Below are 17140 nucleotides of genomic sequence, written 5' to 3'. Positions count from 1 at the left end.
GGGCGCCGCTGGCTGCGCTGCGCGGTCAGCTGCGCGCCCATCGCCTGCTGGCGGTGCCGGTGTCCGATGCCGCCGCCCCCGGCGCGGTGGCCCGGCTGCTGGTGGACAGCGGCTTTGCCGGCGCCCGGGTGTGGGTGTGCGAGTTCGCCGCCGACGGCCTGCGTTCCCGCGCCTGGCTGGCCACCGAACTGGCCGCGTTGCGCGAGCCCTTCGATGCCCACGCGGTGCTGATCGTCGCCACCGGCCCGTCGGCCGGGGTGTTTGCCGAGCTGCCCGGCCTCACCGACGCCGCGCTGGGCGAGGACGCGCCGGCCGCCCTGCCGCTGGCCGCGCGCCTGCTGGCCCTGGCCTGGCTGCAGCCGGCGGCGTGGGAGCAGGGCTGGGCGATCTCCGACGGCGAAGCCAGCCTGGCGCTGGAATGGGCCCGGGCGGTGCCGACGGCGCGGGTGCGCGCGGTGGGCGTCGAGCCCAGCCTGCTGGGCGTGGCGATGGCCCGCGCCGGGGTCGGCGAGAACCTCGCCGCGATCCCGTCCGCCTCGCCCCTGCGCTGCCGCGAGTGGCCGATGCCCGAGGCGGTGTTCGTGCGTGGCGGCGTCGGCCTGTCGGACTGGCTGGCGGCGGCCTGGGCGCGCCTCGCCCCGGGCGGCCGGCTGGTGGCCACCGCCGAGGACGACCACGCCCGCGCCGACCTGCTTGCCTTCGCCGCCCAGGTGCCGGCCGAGGCTTGGCAGGAACTCAGCCTCGCCCGTGGCGAGACGGTGGCCGGCCGGCTGCGCTTTGCGCCCGCGGCCCCGATCCGCCTCGCCCTGTGGCGCAAGCCCTTAAACTGATCGCCGATTCCGCCGGGAGCGCCGCCGTGTCCGAAACCGTCTTTTCCGCCAGCCATCGTCCGGCCCAGCCGGGCTGGGTGTACCTCGTGGGCGCCGGCCCGGGCGATCCGGAACTCCTCACCCTGCGCGCCGCCCGCCTGCTGCTGGAGGCCGACGTGCTGGTCTACGACAACCTGGTGAGCGCGGAGGTGCTGGCCTGCATCCCGGCCCGCATCGAGCGCATCTACGTGGGCAAGAAGGCCTCCAACCACGCCCTGCCCCAGGGCGACATCAACCTGCTGCTGGTCGAGCTGGCCCGTCAGGGCAAGCGCGTGGTGCGCCTGAAGGGCGGCGATCCGTTCATCTTCGGGCGCGGCGGCGAGGAGGTAGAGGAGCTGGTGAAGGCCGGCGTGCCCTTCGAGGTCATCCCCGGCATCACCGCCGCGGCGGGCATCGGCGCCTACGCCGGCATCCCCCTCACCCACCGGGATTTCGCCCAGGCCTGCGTGTTCGTCACCGGCCACCTGAAGGACGGCACGGTGGACCTGGACTGGGACATGCTTGCCCGCGGCAGGCAGACCCTGGTGTTCTACATGGGCATCACCCAGCTGGCGACGATCTGCGACAAGCTGGTGGCCCACGGCCTGCCCGCCACCACCCCGGCGGCCGTCGTGCGGCGTGGCACCACCCCGGCCCAGCGCGTCGTGACCGCCGATCTGGCAACCTTGCCGGCTGCGGTGAAGGCGGCCGGCATCGCCCCGCCGGCGCTCACCATCGTCGGCGACGTGGTGTCGCTGCAGCCGCGCCTCGCGTGGTTCCACCCGGAGCGCGACGAATGACGCCCGCCCGCTGCCCCGCGCTGTTCGTCGCCGCGCCTTCGTCCGGCCAGGGCAAGACCACCGTCACCGCGGCGCTGGCCCGCCTGCACGTGCGCCAGGGGCGCAAGGTGCGGGTGTTCAAGTGCGGGCCGGATTTCCTCGATCCGCAGATCCACGCCGTCGCCACCGGCGCGCCGGTCTACAACCTCGACCTGGGCATGTGCGGCGACGCGGATGCTGCGTGGCGACTCCACGCCGCCGCGCAGGAGGTCGACCTGATCCTCGTCGAAGGGGTGATGGGCCTCTTCGACGGCAAGCCCTCGGGCGCCGACATCGCCCGCCGCTTCGGCATTCCGGTGATGGCGGTGATCGACGCCAAGGCGATGGCCCAGACCTTCGCCGCGGTGGCCTACGGCCTCGCCCGCTACCAGCCCGACCTGCCCTTCTCGGGGGTGCTCGCCAACCACGTGGGCAGCGAGGGCCACGCCACGCTGCTGCGCGACTGCCTGCCGGCCGACATTGCCTGGTACGGCGCGATCCCGCGGGACGCCGACGCCGCGCTGCCCGAGCGCCACCTGGGCATCCTGCAGGCCGCCGAGATCGCCGATCTGGACGCCCGCCTCGACCGCCTGGCCGACCACCTGGCCCGCACCGGCGCGGCCGATCTGCCCCCGGCGGTGCGTTTTCCGCCCGCCGCGCCGCCGCCGGTCGCACCGCTGCTGGCCGGCCGCACCGTGGCGATCGCCCGCGATGCCGCCTTCGGCTTCATCTACCCGGCCAACGTCGACCTGCTGGCGGCCCTTGGCGCGCGGGTGGCGTACTTCTCGCCGCTCGCCGGCGACGCCCTCCCCGCCTGCGACGCCCTGTGGCTGCCCGGCGGCTACCCCGAACTCCACGCCGCCCAACTCGCCGCCAACGCCCGCTGGCAGGCGGATCTCGCCGCCCACGTGGCGGCCGGCAAGCCGCTGCTGGCCGAATGCGGCGGCATGATGAGCCTGTTCGAAAGCCTCACCGACAAGGACGGCGTGACCCACCCGGGCGCCGGCCTGCTGCCCGGCCACACCCGGATGCAGGCCCGCCTCGCCGCGCTGGGCACTCAGGTGGCCGAGCTGCCCGAAGGCCGCATCGCCGGCCACACCTTCCACTACTCCACCAGCGACACGCCGCTGGCCCCGGTGGCCCGCGCCGCCTCGCTCACCGGGCGGGAGGGCGAGGCGATCTACCGCGTCGGGCGCACCACGGCCTCGTACGTCCACTTCTACTTTCCGTCCAACCCGGCCGCCGTGGCGGCGCTGCTGGGCTGACCGAGCACCGGCGGGCGGCGCTCACCCCCGGGTGAGCTTGCCCTGCGCCTCGACGACCAGCCCGGCGAGGATCGCCAGACCGCGGTCCATCTCGTCTTCGGCCGCGTGGCTGAAGTTCAGGCGCAGGGTGCCGGCGCGGGGGTCGAGCGGGTAGAAGGCCTCGCCGGGCATGAAGGCCACGCCTTGCCCGATGGCGGCCGGCAACAGCAGGCGGGTGTCGATGGGCTGGCGCAACTGCAGCCAGAAGAACAGCCCGCCGGCCGGCGTCTGCCAGTCGGCCAGCCCGCTGAAGTGGCGTCGCAGGGCGGCATCGAAGGCGTCGCGCTTGGCCCGGTAGAAATCCGCCAGCCGGGCCAGCCGCGCCGGGCGCCCGGCAGCTTCGAGCTGCTGCAGCACCAGCCATTGGCTGAGCCGGTTGCTGTGCAGGTCGGCGGCCTGCTTGAGGCGCACCAGCGGGGCGAACAGTTCGGGCGATGCCGCCAGGAAGCCCAGCCGCAAGCCCGGCGCGAGGCTCTTGGAGAACGAGCCCTGGTAGATCCACGGGCTGCCTTGGATGCCGGCGCACACCGGGCGCCGCTCGCAGGCGTCGAACACCAGATCCCGGTAGGGGTCGTCCTCGAACATCGGTACGCCGGATTCCATGCACGCCGCGGCCAGGGCGGCCCGCTCGGCAGCGCCGTAGCAGCGGCCGGTGGGGTTCTGGAAGGTGGGGATGGCGTAGGCAAAGGCCGGGCGGTGGTTGCGGAAGAAGCCGGCGCTCACCGTCTCGGGCGAGAAGGGGGCGAAGCGGGCGCCAAAGAAGCGGAACACCTGCAGCGCCGCGAGGTAGGTGGGCGACTCGACGGCGACCGGCGTGCCGGCGTCGATGAACAGCTTGCCCACCAGGTCGATGCCCTGCTGGGAGCCGGACAGCACCAGCACCCGCTCCGGCGGGGCGTCGAGGCCGAGGGCGGCAAGCTCGCCGGCGATGCGCTCGCGCAGGGCCGGATCGCCCTCGCTGGGGCCGTACTGGAGCGCCTCGTGGGGCGCGGCCAGGCCCAGCTCGGGGAAGGTTTCGGCAGCGGGCAGGCCGCCAGCGAAGGAGATCATGCCCGGCCGCCCTACGACCGCCAGGATCTCCCGGATCGGCGACGGGTGCAGGTCGTGCACCCGGGCGGAGAGGGAGAGGGGAAGGCGGTCGGCGGTACGGGAAGGCATGGCTTTCTCCAGGGTTTGGGGTAGAATTGGTCAAGTATATTGACCTATTAATCCTGATCCTCCCATCGAGAAATGTCAATATGGTTGACCTAAATCGTCAGGCCGAGCTGCGCGAGGCCATCGAGCTGTTCTTCTTCGGCTACCGGGCCTTCACCGCCCCGCCCGACCGGCTGCTGGAAACCTGGGGGCTGGGCCGGGTTCATCATCGGGTGCTGTATTTCGTGGCGCGGCAGCCGGGCATCGCCGTGACCGCGCTGCAGGGCGTGCTGGGGGTGAGCAAGCAGGCGCTCAACGGGCCGCTGCGGCAGCTGGTGGAGCGGCAGCTGGTGGCGGCCGTGCCGGACGGGCAGGATCGTCGGGTGAAGCGGCTCGAACTGACGCCCCTGGGCGGGCAGCTGGAAAACCAGCTGTCGGGCACCCAGATGGCGCTGCTTGAAAAGGTGTTCGCCGCCGCCGGCCCGGAGGCCGAGCGCACCTGGCGCGGGCTGATGGCGGCGCTGAAGGACGCGACCGGCTGATCCGCCCGGCGCTCAGTGCCCCTTGAGGGCGTAGATGCCCGGCGCGTTGCGCCAGTAGCCCTTGTAATCCATGCCGCTGCCGAACAGGAAGCGGTCGGCCACCTCGAGCCCGGTGAAGTCGGCACGCATCGCCGGCCAGGCCTTGCGTTCGTGGTTCTTGTGAACCAGCACCGCCGAGAAGACCTCCCGGGCGCCTTCGGCCTTGAGGTGGTGGATGATCGCGGCGAGGGTGTGGCCCTCGTCGAGGATGTCGTCGAGCACCAGCACGGTGCGGTCGCGCAGATCGTGGGTGGGGCTCACCAGCCAGTCGAGCAGGGTGCCCTGCAGCGAGTGGCCGTAGCGGGTGGCGTGGAGGTAACCGACCTCGAGCGGGAAGGGTAGCCGCGGCAGGAGCCGGCCGGCCAGCACCAGCCCGCCGTTCATCACGGTGTAGACCACCGGGTTGCGGTCGTGGAGGCGGGCGGTGATGTCGGAGGCGAGGCGGGACAGGGCGGCGTCCACCTCGGTGGCGTCGCACAGGCAATCGGCTTCGTCGCGGACGCGGCGGATTTCGTCGAGGTCGACCGGTTTCATCGGGTGAATCTCAGGAGACGAGGGCGCGCACCCGGCGTACCAGCTGCCAGCCTGCCCAGCCCCGGCGGGCCCAGCGCAGGGCAGCCCGGGGCCGCACCGCCAGCAGGAAGAGGCCCACGCCCGACAGCAGGGGGGCGTGATCGCGGGCCCACACGAGCCCATCGACCGCCTTATCCACGCCGCGGAACACCGGCGCGAAGCCCTGGGCGTGACGCACCATCGCGGCGCGCTGGTCGGCGATGCGGATCTGCAGGCGCTGCTTGCGCAGGGCAAGCTCGACGAGTTCGGGGTTCATTCTTTCGGGCGCAGGCTGTCCCGGTCGTGGGCGATCTCGGCCAGGCTGGCCGAGAACAGCCGCGATCCGGCTCGCAGGCGGGCGGCTGCGCGGGTGCCCGCCCACACCCCGGCGGCGAACAGCCCGGTGGTGGCGAGGCCCAGCGCCAGCAGGCGGTGGGTGTCCCAGAACAGCACGGTGAGGAAGGCCAGCAGGAAGACGAAGCCGAAACCGATGAACAGCGCGGCCAGCACGGTATCGAACAGGAAGCCGCCGGCGCGCAGCTTCTCTTCCTTCAGCTCAAGGCCGAAAAGCTCAAGCCGGGCCTGGATCGTGGCCAGCCCGGAATCGGCGAACCCCCGGAGGGATTCGCCCAGCCGCGTGGGCGCGGGGTCGCTCATGCGTGGCCGCGCTTAACGGCGATTGACCAGCAGGCCGAGCAGGAAGCCCACGCCGGCCGCGACGCCGACGGCCTTCCAGGGGTTCTCGTGGACGTAGTCGTCGGTGGCACGGGCGGCAGCCTTGGTCTTTTCGACGACGGCGGCTTCGAGATCCTGGAGCTTGTACTTGGCAGAGGTGAGGCGCTCGCCAAGGCGGGCACGCACATCGGCAACCTTCTCGCCGGCCTGACCGGCGGTGAGCTTGAGCAGCTCTTCGGTGTCGGCGACGACGGCCTTGAAATCGGAAACGAGTTTTTCCTTGCTGACTTGTGCTTCGCTCATGGCGTTCTCCTGGTTCTTCTGACTAAGGCAAAGGTGGGTGAAGCGTGCGGGCCACCTCGGGGCGGCCATGGTTTCCAGACCAAGGCTAATCGCATTCGTTCCCGAAGGCAAACCGCGCCGAAGCTGGCTGGCCGGCGCCTGTCGCAGCTTGGCATAAACGGGTATGAAATTAATTATAAGTAAATTTTATTGAATAAAGCCCGATCCCCGGCCGAAAAAGGAAAATCTTTTGTCATTCGACGAACGGATGGTCGTAATCGACGGTGAGCGGGGCGTGATCGCTGAAACGCTGATCCTTGTAGACCGCAGTGCGAACCGCGCGCTGGCCGATGCCGGGGGTGGCGATCTGGTAGTCGAGCCGCCAGCCGACGTTCTTGGCCCAGGCCTGGCCGCGGTTCGACCACCAGGTGTAGCAGGCGTCGGTGGCGTCGGGGTGGAGGCGGCGGTAGGTGTCGATCCAGCCCTGCTCGTCGAACAGGCGGCCCAGCCAGGCGCGCTCTTCGGGGAGGAAGCCGGAGTTCTTCTGGTTGGAGCGCCAGTTCTTGAGGTCGATGGCCTGGTGGGCGATGTTCCAGTCGCCGCAGACGATCACCTCCTGCCCGCTGGCGCGAAGTTCGGCCATGCGGGGAAGGAAGAGGTCCATGAAACGGAATTTTGCAATTTGACGCTCGTCAGAACTGGAGCCGGAGGGCAAATATAAGGAAACCACCGACAAGGAGCCGAAATCGAGCTGAAGATAGCGCCCCTCGGCGTCGAATTCTTCGTTGTCGATACCTTCAATGATGCGGTCAGGGGGCTTTCGGGTGTAAATTCCGACGCCGCTGTAGCCCTTTTTAACCGCGCAGTGGAAGTAGCCGGACAGCGGTGCGGGGTTGAGCATTTCCGGCGTCAGGTCGCCGATCTGTGCCTTGAGTTCCTGGAGGCACACCACATCCGCGTTCTGAAGTGCCAGCCAGGGTAGGAACCCTTTCACGGTGGCAGAGCGGATGCCGTTGAGGTTGACGGTCACGACGCGTAACATTTTGTGTAGCTTGGTCCGATTTTTTTTGGGATAGACGTGAATTTTAGCCGCGATTTCATCCAGCTCGCCTGCGATAAGGGCGTCCTGCGATTTGGGGAGTTCGTCACCAAGGCCGGGCGGCTGTCGCCCTACTTCTTCAATGCAGGCCTGTTCAACGACGGTGCCTCCTTCGGTCAGCTGTGCGATTTCTACGCACGCACCCTGGTGGCGGCCGAGCTGCCCTGCGACATGCTCTTCGGGCCGGCCTACAAGGGCATCCCGCTGGTGGCCGGCACGGCCATGCGGCTCGCCGAGCGGGGCCACAGCCTGCCGTTCTGCTTCAACCGCAAGGAAGCCAAGGATCACGGCGAAGGTGGCACCCTGGTCGGTGCGCCCCTGGCGGGCCGGGTGGCGATTCTCGACGACGTGATCTCCGCCGGTACCTCGGTGCGCGAGTCTGTCGAGATCATCCGCGCCCACGGCGCCACGCCGTCGGCGGTGGTGATCGCCCTCGACCGCATGGAACGCGGCACCGGTGCCCTGTCGGCGGTGCAGGAGGTGCGCGACACCTACGGCATTCCGGTGCTGGCGGTGGCCACGCTGCAGGATCTCATCGGCTATCTCCACGACAGTCCGGCTCTGGCCGCCAACCTGGCGGCCGTGCAGCGCTACCGGGAAACCTACGGCGTGGCGGTGGATCGCTGAGCCGATGATGCGTCGAGCTCTTCTCTTCGCCCTCTGGACGGTGCTGCCCGTGGCGGCGCAGACCTCTGCGTCCGCCTCCAAGGGGTCGGTGTTCTGCTGCATGGACAACGGCCACCAGGTGTGCGGCGACGTGCTGCCGATGCAGTGCTACGGCAAGGGTTATCGGGAGATGAGCCCCCAGGGAACCGTGCGGCGTCTCGTCGAGCCGCCGCTCACCCCCGAACAGCTCGCCCGCCGGGAAGCCGAGGAGCGCGCCAAGCGCCTCGAGCAGGCCCGGCTGAGGGCCGAGCAGCGGCGCAACCAGTCGCTGCTCGAGACCTACTCCAGCGTGGCGGACATCGAGACCCGTCGCGATCGGGCGCTGGAGGGGGTCGATCAGGATCTCAAGCGCGCCGAGGCCCGCCAGGCTCAGCTGCTCAAGAAGCGCGAAAGCCTCAACCGGGAGGCGGAGTTCTACGCCAAGCGTCCGATGCCCGCTCCGCTGGCTGCGGCGCTGCGCGAGTCGGACAGCGAACTGGCCGCCCAGGGCTCGGTGATTGAGGCGAAGAAGCGCGAGGTGGAAGCCATCCGCACCCGCTACGAGCAGGACCGCATCCGTTACATCGCCCTGACCGAACCCCGCGGGACCGCTCCGGCGCCGCGCTGAAACAATTCCCCGTCGTCGGCGCCATCGGTTTGGTGCGCTTTTTTTCAAAAAGCATATCCGACCGTCAAATAGGTGCCTAATTTACTTCTTGGAATAAAGTCGGGGGCGGCCTTTGCTGGCGCGACTTTCCCCGGTTTTCTCCGAAAGTATTTCGCCATTGTATCTGCGCAAGGCTTTCTGACATTTACGTTCCCGTAAATCGCGTCTGAATGAAAACAAGCGTGTCAGGCACGCCCATTCCGGGGCGGGGAGGCGAGAACGTGAATGGTGGCCGTTTTGGTGCATGATAAACTTTGAAGCATGCAAGGCCTCAGGAAGCCGGCAGCGAATGGCGGGGTTCGGATACATGGCCATACGTTATTCCTTTCCGTTTCCGCTTTTACAGAATTGACATGCTCCGATACAAGATCGTCCCGGTTACCTCGTTCGAACAGAATTGCTCGCTGCTGTGGTGCGATGTGTCGCGCCGCGCTGCAGTGGTGGATCCGGGAGGCGATGTGGATCGCATCGTGGCGACGATCACCGAACTGGGGCTGACGGTCGAGAAGATCCTCCTCACCCATGGTCATATCGATCATGCCGGCGGGACGGCCGAATTGGCTCGCCGGCTCAATGTGCCGATCGAGGGCCCCGAGCGAGAGGACAGTTTCTGGATCGATGCCTTGCCGCAGCAGAGCAAGATGTTCGGTTTTCCGCAGGTCGAGGCCTTCACGCCCGATCGCTGGCTGGTCGATGGCGATACCGTCAGCGTCGGCGAGGAAAGTCTGGATGTGCTGCATTGTCCGGGCCACACGCCGGGACATGTGGTTTTTTTCAGCACCGCCGCACGCCTGGCGGTGGTGGGCGATGTGCTTTTCGCCGGTTCCATTGGCCGTACCGATTTCCCGCGGGGAAATCACGCCACGCTCGTGAACTCCATCCGTCACAAGCTCTGGCCGTTGGGCAAGGATGTGGCTTTCATTCCTGGCCACGGTCCGATGTCGGATTTCGGCGAGGAACGCGAAAGCAATCCGTATGTGGGTGACTACGCATGAACTCCGTTCGCGTGAATTGCGGCCAAAGGAGTCTGAGCGTGGTTGTGGGTGGGCGTGCTTAATTACTCGAAAAAAGGTAGACCAGCGTGCGATTCGCTATTCTCGAAGATGATCCGGCCCAGATGGAAGTCCTGACGGGCTGGCTGAGGGAAGCCGGGCACGATGTGCATGGTTTCGGATTGGCTCGCGAATTGATGCGCGTAGCGAGCCGTGAAAGTTTCGATCTGTTCCTGGTGGACTGGGTGCTCCCCGACCTCACCGGCGAGCAGGTGCTGCGCTGGCTGCGCGTCGAGCGCGGCAACGATACGCCGGCGATCTTCATCACCTCCCGCGATGCGGAGGAGGATATCGCCAATGCGTTCAGTGCCGGGGCGGACGATTATCTGATCAAGCCGCCGCGCCGTATCGAACTGCTGTCGCGGATCGAGGCGGTGATGCGCCGCTCCCAGCCTCGCACCAACAACCAGAGCCTGGTGGTGGCGCCGTTCAACTTCGATCTGGCCCGCAAGGTGCTGACGGTCGATGGCGTGCCCATCGAGATGACCGACAAGGAATTCGAACTGGCGGCCTTCCTGTTCCGCAACCTGGGGCGCCTGCTGTCCCGCGGCCATCTGCTGGAAGCGGTCTGGGGCCGTAACCCCGATCTGGCGACCCGGACGGTCGATACCCACATCAGCCGCGTCCGCAGCAAGCTCAACCTGCGTCCGGAAAACGGCTTCCGTCTGACTCCGACCTACAACTTCGGTTACCGGCTGGAGCGGATCGATCCGTCCGAGTCGCCTTCTGTCGGCACGGCGGTGCTTTCGCCGGCCTGATGTCTTCGCAGGGTTCCCGTCCGGGAACCCTGTCCGGCGGCGCTTATTTCTTCAGCGCGTCGCGGATTTCCCGCAGCAGCTTCACGTCTTCCGGTTCGGCCGGAGCTTCTTCAACCGGCGCCGGCTCGTCGCGCTTGAGCTTGTTCATCGCCTTGATCGCCACGAAAATGGCCATTGCGACGATCAGGAAGTCGATGATCGAGTTGACGAATACGCCGTATTTGAACAGCGGGGCGCCAGCCTTTTCGGCCGCTTCCATGGTTTCGAAGGTCTTGTCGCCCAGGTTGATGTAGAGGTGCTTGAAGTCGACGCCGCCCAGCAGCTTGCCGAGAACAGGCATCAGCATGTCCTTGACGAGAGAGTCGACGATCTTCTGGAAGGCTCCACCGATGATGACGCCGACGGCAAGGTCGACCACATTGCCTTTCATTGCAAATTCTTTGAATTCCTGAAGAAAGCTCATGGCTGCTCCTAATTGCATCAGTTGAAATTTGGGCTTTGGATTCACGGAAACCGGGAGCCTCACCCAAGTAAAAGGCGTCCTTTTCCATCTTAAAAGGCGGGATGCACCTATGGTTTGTGTCTTTAGCACGGCGTGACACAATTCAGGGGAAGTTTGCGAAGTTTTGCACCCTGCCGTTGTCCGCCAACTAATATATCGAGCCAAACTCGACCGAAAGACACCATCCGTGGTTCGTCATCATTTACGTTTTCTGGGCGTTGCTGTGGGCGTCCTGGCGTCCTCCGGCGTTGTTGCAGCCGAGCGGGAACTCATCTACACCACGCGTTCGGGCGACACCCTGATCGGGCTGGAGCGGCAGTTTCTGGCAGCCCCTTTCGGGTGGAAGAACCTCCAGTTGCATAACCGGGTGCTCGACTCCCTGCGCGTGCCGGTGGGGGCGAAGCTGCGCATCCCCGAAGCCTGGCTGCGGATCGAGCCGCGGGTGGCGCGGGTGGTGGCCCTGCAGGGGGACGTGACGATGGACGGTCGGGCCCTGGGGCTGGATGCGAAGGTGCCGGTCGGGGCTTTTCTGCGGACCGGCGAGGGCGCGTTCGTCACTCTGCTGCTGCCCGATGAGTCGCGCCTGACCGTTCAGCCCAAGAGCGCGGCGCGTATCGACAAGCTCCACGGGGTGCACGGGTTTGGGGGGCAGAGTGCAGAGGTCTTCCTCGAGCGGGGGCGTGTCGAGACCCGCGTCGAGGCCCAGCGCGGGCCGGCTGCCCGCTATCAGATCCGCACCCCGACCAGCTCGGTGGCCGTGCGCGGCACCGAGTTCCGTGTGGGTGCCAACCCCGACGACCAGGCCGCTCAGGCCGAGGTGACCGGTGGCGAAGTCCAGTTCAAGCCGGCCGGCGGCGGCGCGCCGAAGGCCCTGCCGAAGGGTTTCGGGCTGGTTGCCCGGGCGGGCGAGGCGTTGCCGCCGTTGCGACCGCTGTTGCCGGCGCCGGTGCTCGATGGCGGCACGCTCCGCTTCGAGCAGGTCGACGTGAGCCTGCCCTTTGCGCCGGTGGCGGAGGCCGCCGGCTACCGGGCCCAGGTGGCCCGGGACGAAGCGTTCGCCGATGTGGTGACGGACGGGGTCTTCCCGGCGCCCCCGGCCCGCTTTGCCGGTCTGCCCGACGGCGCCTACTGGCTGCGCGTGCGCGCCATCGACAGCGCCGGGCTCGAAGGTTTCGATGCGACCCGGACGTTCCAGGTCCAGGCGCGTCCCCTCGCCCCGGTCGGGCTGGCTCAGGATGGCAGTCGCCTTGTCTGGCGTGCCGAGCGCGAGGCAGTGCGCTACCGGGTGCAGCTTGCCGGCGAAGGCGGCTTCGCCGCGCCCATCGTCGACCGCGAGGTGCCGGGCGGCGGCTTCGATCCGCAGCTGGCGCCGGGGCGCTACGACGGGCGGGTTGCCAGCGTGGCGGCGGACGGCCGCCAGGGGCCGTGGGGCGAACGGGCGCAGTACGTCGTCCGCGCGGCGCCGGGCCCGGCCAGCCTCACCACCTACAACCAGCGCCTGCGCTTTGCCTGGCCGGGCGGCGGAGACCGCATCTACGAGGTGCAGCTGGCGCGGGATGCCGGCTTCACCGATCTGATCGCCGAACAGCGCATTGGCGAGGCGGCGTTCACCGTTCCCGCCCCGGCGGCCGGCACGTATTACCTGCGCCTGCGCGGCGCCAATCCGGATGGCACGGTCAGCCCGTGGTCGGGGGTGCAGACCGTCCGCTCGTTCGTCCTGCTGCCCTGGTGGTCCATCTCTTCGCCCGCAGCGCCGAACCCGTGAAGAACGTTGGCGGATCCCTGCGCCGGCCCACCGTCGAGTGGGTTGCGGTCACCGTGCTGTGCGTGTCGCTGGCGGTTGCGTCGGCGATCGAGGGCTGGCTGTGGCGCATCGACCAGACGATCTACGACGGCGTACTCACCAGCTGGGTGTCGCCGCCGAGCGATCAGGTGGTGATCGTCTCCATCGACGACGCCAGTCTGGCCAGCCTCGGGCGCTGGCCGTGGTCGCGGCGTATCCATGCGGCGCTGATCGACCGGGCCCGCGAGGTGGGGGCGGCGGCGGTGATGCTGGATGTCCTCCTCGACGCCCCGAGCCGCGACGATCCCGCCGCCGACGAGGCCCTCGCCCGCGCCATGCGCGACTACGGCCGGGTGGTGCTACCCCTCAGCCAGGCCACCACCGGGTCGGTGCTCAGCGGCGAGGTGCTGCCCCTTCCCCTGTTCGCCGACGCGGCGGCGGCGCTGGGGCACGACCAGCTCGAGTTCGACCCGGACGGGATCGCCCGTAGCGTTTACCTGTGGGAAGGCTTCGGCACGCCCCGCTATCCCCAGCTCGCCCTGGCGCTGCTGCGGGTGGTGGACCCGACGGTGCGCAAGCTCTACTCCCAGCCCACCCCCCGCGAGGGCGCCGACGCCCAGCAATGGCAGCGCGCCGGCTGGCTGCGCATCCGCTTCTCGGGCGCGCCGGGCAGCTACATCCACTACTCGTACCGCGCCGTGCTCAACGGCGAGGTGCCGGCCGCGGCGCTGCGGGGCAAGCTGCTGCTGGTGGGCGCCACCGCGTCGGGCATGGCCGAAGCCGTGCCGACGCCCACTTCGGGCCTGTCGCGCTCGATGCCGGGCATCGAGTTCCAGGCCAACGTCTACGACGCCCTCCACGGCGACGGCGTCATCACCCCCCTGCCTTCGTGGGTGGCGGCGCTGGTGGCCGGGCTGATGGTGGGCGGGCTGATGCTGGTGCTGCTCTACGCCGACGCCCGGATCGGCCTGATGACCTCCTTCGCGCTCGCCGCCGCGGCGCTGCTGCTGGCGGCGCTGGGGGTGACGGTGGGCGGCTGGTGGTTCGGGCCCGCTTCGGCGGTGGGCGGCTGCATGCTGGCCTACCCCTTGTGGAGCTGGCGACGCCTGGAGGCGGCCCAGCGCTACCTGGACGCCGAGCTGATCGCCCTCGAACGCGAAGGCTCGCCCATCGGCCTGCTGCCCGACGACGAGGGCGCTGCCGCCGACCCGCTGGAGCAGCGCATCCGCATCGTCCGCCAGGTGGCCCAGCACCAGCGGGACGTGCGCCGCTTCATCGCCGACACCCTGGAGCACCTGCCCATCGGCGTGGTGGTGATCGACCAGCTCGACCGGGTGATCCTCCACAACGAGCGCGCCCGCTACCTGCTGCGCGCCTTCCGCAGCGACGCCCTGCTGGCCGCCCTGCGCGAGCTGCCGTGGCCGGTTTACGTGCCGATGCGCGACGGTCTGCCGGATCTGTCCGGCTTCTCGGGCATCCGCCAGTTCGAGCTGACGCCCGACAAGAAGCGCTACCTGCTGGTGTCGGTGGCCGATCTGGTGACCGAATCGAGCGGCCGCCCCGGCCGGGTGATCGGCCTCGCCGACGTTACCGCGATGCACGAGGCCCAGCGCAGCCGGGAAGACACCATGCACTTCCTGTCCCACGACCTGCGGGCGCCGCTGGCCTCCATCCTCACCCTGATCGACGGGCAGCAGGGCGGCGGCACGCCCGACTGGGGCCCGCAGATCCCGCGGATCGCCCGCTACGCCCGGTCGGCCCTCGATCTGGCCGACGGCCTGTTCCGCCTGGTGCGGGCGGAGGGTTCCGACCCGAAGGACTTCGTCGAACTCGATCTGGCCGGTCTGGTGGATTCCGCCGCCGACGAGGTGTGGCCCCAGGCCCAGGCGCGGGGCATCCGCGTCGAGGTGGATACCCGCGACGCCGAGACCGAGGAGGCCATCGTGCGGGGCGACTTCTCGCTGCTGCGCCGGGCGGTCATCAACCTGCTTACCAACGCCATCAAGTACGGCGCCGCCAACAGCACGGTGTCGGTGCGCCTGTCGGCCGAAGGGCCGGACTGGGTGATCCGGGTCAGCGACCAGGGCGCGGGCATCCCTCCCGATGCGCTGCCGCGGCTGTTCAAGCGCTTCTCCCGGATCGTCGAGGAAGGGCGCGACAAGCCCACCGGGGTTGGCCTGGGCCTGCTCATCGTCAAGACCGTGGCCGAGCGCCACGGGGGCGCGGTGAATGTCCAGAGTACTCTTGGCCAGGGCAGCACCTTCGAGCTGCGTCTGCCGCTGCGCAACGCCACCGCACTGCCCATTACGGGTTGAGCGCGCGCCTGGGGTAAGATCGAGGCCGCGGATTCGTGGGTTCTCCGGACATGCGTTTCAAATTCCTCAAGTACCTGGCCTTCGCCCTCGGAGGGGCCAGCACGGCTGTTGCGACGGGGGCGCTGTACCTGCACGCCACCTTCGACGGGGCGCGTCTGGCCACCGAACTGAGCCACTTCGCCAAGCAGCGTCACCAGCGCAACCTGCGCTTCGACGGCGCGGTGGAACTCGCCATGTTCCCCCGCCTCGAGCTGCGCCTGCCGGCCATGTCGCTCTCCGGGCGCAACGGCGACGGCGAGCTGCTGGGCGTCGAGCAGGGCACGCTCGGGGTGCGCCTGTTGCCGCTGCTGACCCAGCGGGTGGTGGTGGATCGGGTCGAGGTGAGCGGCCTGCGCCTGGCGCTGCGGCGGGGCAAGGATGGCCGCTTCAACGCCGCCGATCTCCTCGCGCCGCCGCCGGCCGAGGCGCCGCTGGCGTTCGACGTGGAGCGGCTGGTCATCGCCGGCGGCATCGTCAATGGCATCGACGAGGCCAGCGGCCGCAACTTCGCGCTGTCGGATGTGGGCCTCGTCACCGGCCGGCTCGGGCGCGACGCCGACGGCCGGCTCGAACTCACGGCCCGCCTCACCCAGGCGGCGCCCCTCACCGATGCGCGGCTGGAACTGGAAGCCGGCTACCGGCTTGGCGGCGCCGCCGGCCCCCAGCTGCGCAACGCCCATCTGGTGGCCCGGGGTGCGCTGGCGGATCGGGCCGGTGTCGATCTCGACCTGGCCGCCACCGAGCTGCAGCGGCCCGGCGAGGGCCCGCTGCTGGCGAGCGGCCTGAGCCTGCTGGGCAAGGCCAAAGCCGACGGTCGCACCACTGAGCTGCGCTTCACCGCCCCGCGGATGGTGCTGGGCGACGCCGGCCCCGAGGCCGCCACCGCCGAGGCTACCCTGCGGGTGGAGGGCAAGGGTCAGGCTGGGCAGCTCCGCGCCCGGCTGGCCGGGCTCGCCGCCAAGGGCAGCACCCTGGCGACCGACAAGCTGAGCGCCGACATCGACTGGAAGACCCCCGCCGGCCGGTTCACCGGCAGCCTGGGCGGCGGCGTCCGCTGGCAGGCCGACGGACGGGTGCTGGATCTCCCGGCGCTGGCCGGCGAGCTGGGCTTCACCGCCGCCAAGGCCGGCGCGGCCCCGGTCAAGCTGGTCGCCCAGCTGGGCGGCCGGCTCGATTTCGCCCGGGACAGCGGCGCCGGCAAGCTCGATCTGCGCATCGACGGCAGCCACCTGCAGGGCGGCTGGACTTGGCCGCGGCTCTCCGCGCCGGGCGTCGGCTTCGATCTGGAGCTGGATCGGCTCGATGCCGACCGCTACCTGGGCGCCCTCGACGGCACCACCCGCATCGACGCGTCGGCTCTGCCGGGGCTGGACGTCGACGGCGTGCTGCGGGTCGCCAGCCTCAAGCTAGGCGGCCTGCAGTTCGAGCGCCTGCGCCTGCCCCTGGCCCTGCACGGGGGCAGGCTGGCCGCGACGGCGGTCACCGCCAGCCTCTACGGCGGCACGCTGGAAGCCACCGCGAGCCTGTCGGCCGAGGGCAACCGGCTGCAGTGGCGCAGCTATGCGGAGAACGTGAATCTGGCCCCGCTGCTGCGCGACGCCACCGGCCGGGAGCCGGCCAGCGGGGCGCTCAACCTGTTCATCGACGTGGCCGGCAGCGGCCAGAACGTGGCCGAACTGCGCCGGCAGCTTGCCGGTCAGGCCCGCCTGCGCCTGCGCGGCGGGGCCATCCGGGGCATCGACGCCGGCGCCGCCCTGAAGGACTGGCGTGCGCCGCTCCAGGCCCGTCAGCCGGCGAAGCGGCCCTACCGCGACAACGAGAGTACGCCGGTGGGCGAGCTGACCGCCGGCTTCGCGGTGGCCGACGGGCACGCCCGCAGCGGCGATCTGCAGGCCCGCAGCCCGGCGCTGGCGCTGGCCGGCGGCGGCGACATCGACCTCGCCGGGCCCCGGGTGGATGCGCTGGTGCGACTCAGCCTGCTGGCGCTGGCGCCGGCGGATGTGCCGGCGCTGGGCAGCCTGCGCGGCGTACCGGTGCCGGTGCGGGCCCGCGGTGCGCTGGGCCGCCCCGAGTGGCAGCTCGAGCC

The 17140-nt window shown here is 69.5% G+C and carries 18 protein-coding genes; 11 read left to right on the top strand and 7 right to left on the bottom strand.

Translation table 11 applies throughout. The features are described 5' to 3' along the window. The 3 genes from ACE3N6_RS16740 to ACE3N6_RS16730 form a co-directional block, all read left to right on the top strand. On the top strand, window positions 1-830 hold an 830-nt coding region (locus ACE3N6_RS16740), incomplete at its 5' end, for a hypothetical protein (protein WP_374246940.1). Window positions 831-856: 26 nt separating this feature from the next. Beyond that, entirely contained in the window at window positions 857-1648 is a 792-nt protein-coding gene (cobA, locus tag ACE3N6_RS16735; protein ID WP_374246939.1) for a uroporphyrinogen-III C-methyltransferase, read from the top strand. Then, on the top strand, window positions 1645-2931 hold the full coding sequence (locus tag ACE3N6_RS16730) for a cobyrinate a,c-diamide synthase (RefSeq protein WP_374246938.1): 1287 nt from the start codon (window positions 1645-1647) through the stop codon (window positions 2929-2931). Before cobA ends, ACE3N6_RS16730 begins: the two co-directional genes overlap by 4 nt. 21 nt (window positions 2932-2952) lie before the next feature. Here the strand turns inward: ACE3N6_RS16730 and ACE3N6_RS16725 are convergent, their stop codons facing one another. Then, window positions 2953-4128, bottom strand: coding sequence for a PLP-dependent aminotransferase family protein (locus ACE3N6_RS16725; RefSeq protein WP_374246937.1), 1176 nt, complete (start codon window positions 4126-4128; stop codon window positions 2953-2955). Window positions 4129-4208: 80 nt separating this feature from the next. On the opposite strand from ACE3N6_RS16725, the gene ACE3N6_RS16720 reads away from it, so the two are divergent. Beyond that, a complete protein-coding gene (locus ACE3N6_RS16720) occupies window positions 4209-4646 on the top strand; it encodes a MarR family winged helix-turn-helix transcriptional regulator (RefSeq protein ID WP_374246936.1) in 438 nt (145 codons plus the stop codon). A gap of 12 nt (window positions 4647-4658) precedes the next feature. Here the strand turns inward: ACE3N6_RS16720 and ACE3N6_RS16715 are convergent, their stop codons facing one another. The 5 genes from ACE3N6_RS16715 to ACE3N6_RS16695 all read right to left on the bottom strand — a co-directional run bounded on the left by ACE3N6_RS16715 (window position 4659) and on the right by ACE3N6_RS16695 (window position 7236). Further along, window positions 4659-5219 carry a hypoxanthine-guanine phosphoribosyltransferase gene (locus tag ACE3N6_RS16715; RefSeq protein WP_374246935.1) on the bottom strand — a complete coding sequence of 187 codons (561 nt, stop codon included), beginning with the start codon at window positions 5217-5219 and terminating at the stop codon, window positions 4659-4661. 10 nt (window positions 5220-5229) lie between these two features. Next, window positions 5230-5514: a YqjK-like family protein gene (locus ACE3N6_RS16710; RefSeq protein ID WP_374246934.1), complete on the bottom strand. Its 285-nt coding sequence runs from the start codon at window positions 5512-5514 to the stop codon at window positions 5230-5232. Beyond that, the gene (locus tag ACE3N6_RS16705) at window positions 5511-5894 is read right to left on the bottom strand and encodes a phage holin family protein (RefSeq protein WP_374246933.1); all 384 of its coding nucleotides are present in this window, start codon (window positions 5892-5894) and stop codon (window positions 5511-5513) included. The genes ACE3N6_RS16710 and ACE3N6_RS16705 overlap by 4 nt, the downstream gene beginning before the upstream one ends. Before the next feature lie 12 nt (window positions 5895-5906). After that, window positions 5907-6215, bottom strand: a complete 309-nt coding sequence (locus tag ACE3N6_RS16700) for a YqjD family protein (protein ID WP_374246932.1) — start codon at window positions 6213-6215, stop codon at window positions 5907-5909. Window positions 6216-6447: 232 nt separating this feature from the next. After that, entirely contained in the window at window positions 6448-7236 is a 789-nt protein-coding gene (locus ACE3N6_RS16695; protein WP_374246931.1) for an exodeoxyribonuclease III, read from the bottom strand. A 36-nt stretch (window positions 7237-7272) separates the two neighbouring features. Between ACE3N6_RS16695 and pyrE the strand changes: the two genes are divergently transcribed. The 4 genes from pyrE (at window position 7273) to ACE3N6_RS16675 (ending at window position 10415) form a co-directional block, all read left to right on the top strand. Then, window positions 7273-7920: an orotate phosphoribosyltransferase gene (pyrE, locus tag ACE3N6_RS16690; RefSeq protein WP_374246930.1), complete on the top strand. Its 648-nt coding sequence runs from the start codon at window positions 7273-7275 to the stop codon at window positions 7918-7920. A gap of 7 nt (window positions 7921-7927) precedes the next feature. Then, on the top strand, window positions 7928-8566 hold the full coding sequence (locus tag ACE3N6_RS16685; protein ID WP_374246929.1) for a hypothetical protein: 639 nt from the start codon (window positions 7928-7930) through the stop codon (window positions 8564-8566). 392 nt (window positions 8567-8958) lie between these two features. Next, on the top strand, window positions 8959-9600 hold the full coding sequence (locus tag ACE3N6_RS16680; RefSeq protein WP_374246928.1) for an MBL fold metallo-hydrolase: 642 nt from the start codon (window positions 8959-8961) through the stop codon (window positions 9598-9600). A gap of 86 nt (window positions 9601-9686) precedes the next feature. Next, window positions 9687-10415 (top strand): response regulator transcription factor, encoded by a 729-nt coding sequence (locus ACE3N6_RS16675; RefSeq protein WP_374246927.1) that lies wholly within the window; start codon window positions 9687-9689, stop codon window positions 10413-10415. A gap of 43 nt (window positions 10416-10458) precedes the next feature. On the opposite strand, the gene mscL is transcribed toward ACE3N6_RS16675, so the two are convergent. Then, entirely contained in the window at window positions 10459-10878 is a 420-nt protein-coding gene (gene mscL / locus ACE3N6_RS16670; RefSeq protein ID WP_374246926.1) for a large conductance mechanosensitive channel protein MscL, read from the bottom strand. A 226-nt stretch (window positions 10879-11104) separates the two neighbouring features. Between mscL and ACE3N6_RS16665 the strand changes: the two genes are divergently transcribed. The 3 genes from ACE3N6_RS16665 to ACE3N6_RS16655 all read left to right on the top strand — a co-directional run. After that, window positions 11105-12682, top strand: coding sequence for a FecR domain-containing protein (locus ACE3N6_RS16665; RefSeq protein WP_374246925.1), 1578 nt, complete (start codon window positions 11105-11107; stop codon window positions 12680-12682). After that, window positions 12646-15015 carry a CHASE2 domain-containing protein gene (locus tag ACE3N6_RS16660; protein WP_374246924.1) on the top strand — a complete coding sequence of 790 codons (2370 nt, stop codon included), beginning with the start codon at window positions 12646-12648 and terminating at the stop codon, window positions 15013-15015. The genes ACE3N6_RS16665 and ACE3N6_RS16660 overlap by 37 nt, the downstream gene beginning before the upstream one ends. Before the next feature lie 50 nt (window positions 15016-15065). Then, window positions 15066-17140 (top strand): AsmA family protein (locus ACE3N6_RS16655; RefSeq protein ID WP_374246923.1); only part of this gene is annotated, 2075 nt, incomplete at its 3' end.

The organism is Zoogloea sp., assembly GCF_041904905.1.
GTDB lineage: Bacteria > Pseudomonadota > Gammaproteobacteria > Burkholderiales > Rhodocyclaceae > Zoogloea.
Note: the sequence above shows the minus strand (reverse complement) of the source record. Positions and strands in the feature narration are given on the sequence as shown.

Coding starts and splice junctions, on each gene's coding strand:
- ACE3N6_RS16700 (WP_374246932.1), bottom strand. CDS start 6,215: ATGAGCGAAGCACAAGTCAGCAAGGAAAAACTCGTTTCCGATTTCAAG.
- ACE3N6_RS16715 (WP_374246935.1), bottom strand. CDS start 5,219: ATGAAACCGGTCGACCTCGACGAAATCCGCCGCGTCCGCGACGAAGCC.
- ACE3N6_RS16725 (WP_374246937.1), bottom strand. CDS start 4,128: ATGCCTTCCCGTACCGCCGACCGCCTTCCCCTCTCCCTCTCCGCCCGG.
- ACE3N6_RS16680 (WP_374246928.1), top strand. CDS start 8,959: ATGCTCCGATACAAGATCGTCCCGGTTACCTCGTTCGAACAGAATTGC.
- ACE3N6_RS16710 (WP_374246934.1), bottom strand. CDS start 5,514: ATGAACCCCGAACTCGTCGAGCTTGCCCTGCGCAAGCAGCGCCTGCAG.
- ACE3N6_RS16695 (WP_374246931.1), bottom strand. CDS start 7,236: ATGTTACGCGTCGTGACCGTCAACCTCAACGGCATCCGCTCTGCCACC.
- ACE3N6_RS16720 (WP_374246936.1), top strand. CDS start 4,209: ATGGTTGACCTAAATCGTCAGGCCGAGCTGCGCGAGGCCATCGAGCTG.
- ACE3N6_RS16730 (WP_374246938.1), top strand. CDS start 1,645: ATGACGCCCGCCCGCTGCCCCGCGCTGTTCGTCGCCGCGCCTTCGTCC.
- ACE3N6_RS16685 (WP_374246929.1), top strand. CDS start 7,928: ATGCGTCGAGCTCTTCTCTTCGCCCTCTGGACGGTGCTGCCCGTGGCG.
- mscL (WP_374246926.1), bottom strand. CDS start 10,878: ATGAGCTTTCTTCAGGAATTCAAAGAATTTGCAATGAAAGGCAATGTG.
- ACE3N6_RS16705 (WP_374246933.1), bottom strand. CDS start 5,894: ATGAGCGACCCCGCGCCCACGCGGCTGGGCGAATCCCTCCGGGGGTTC.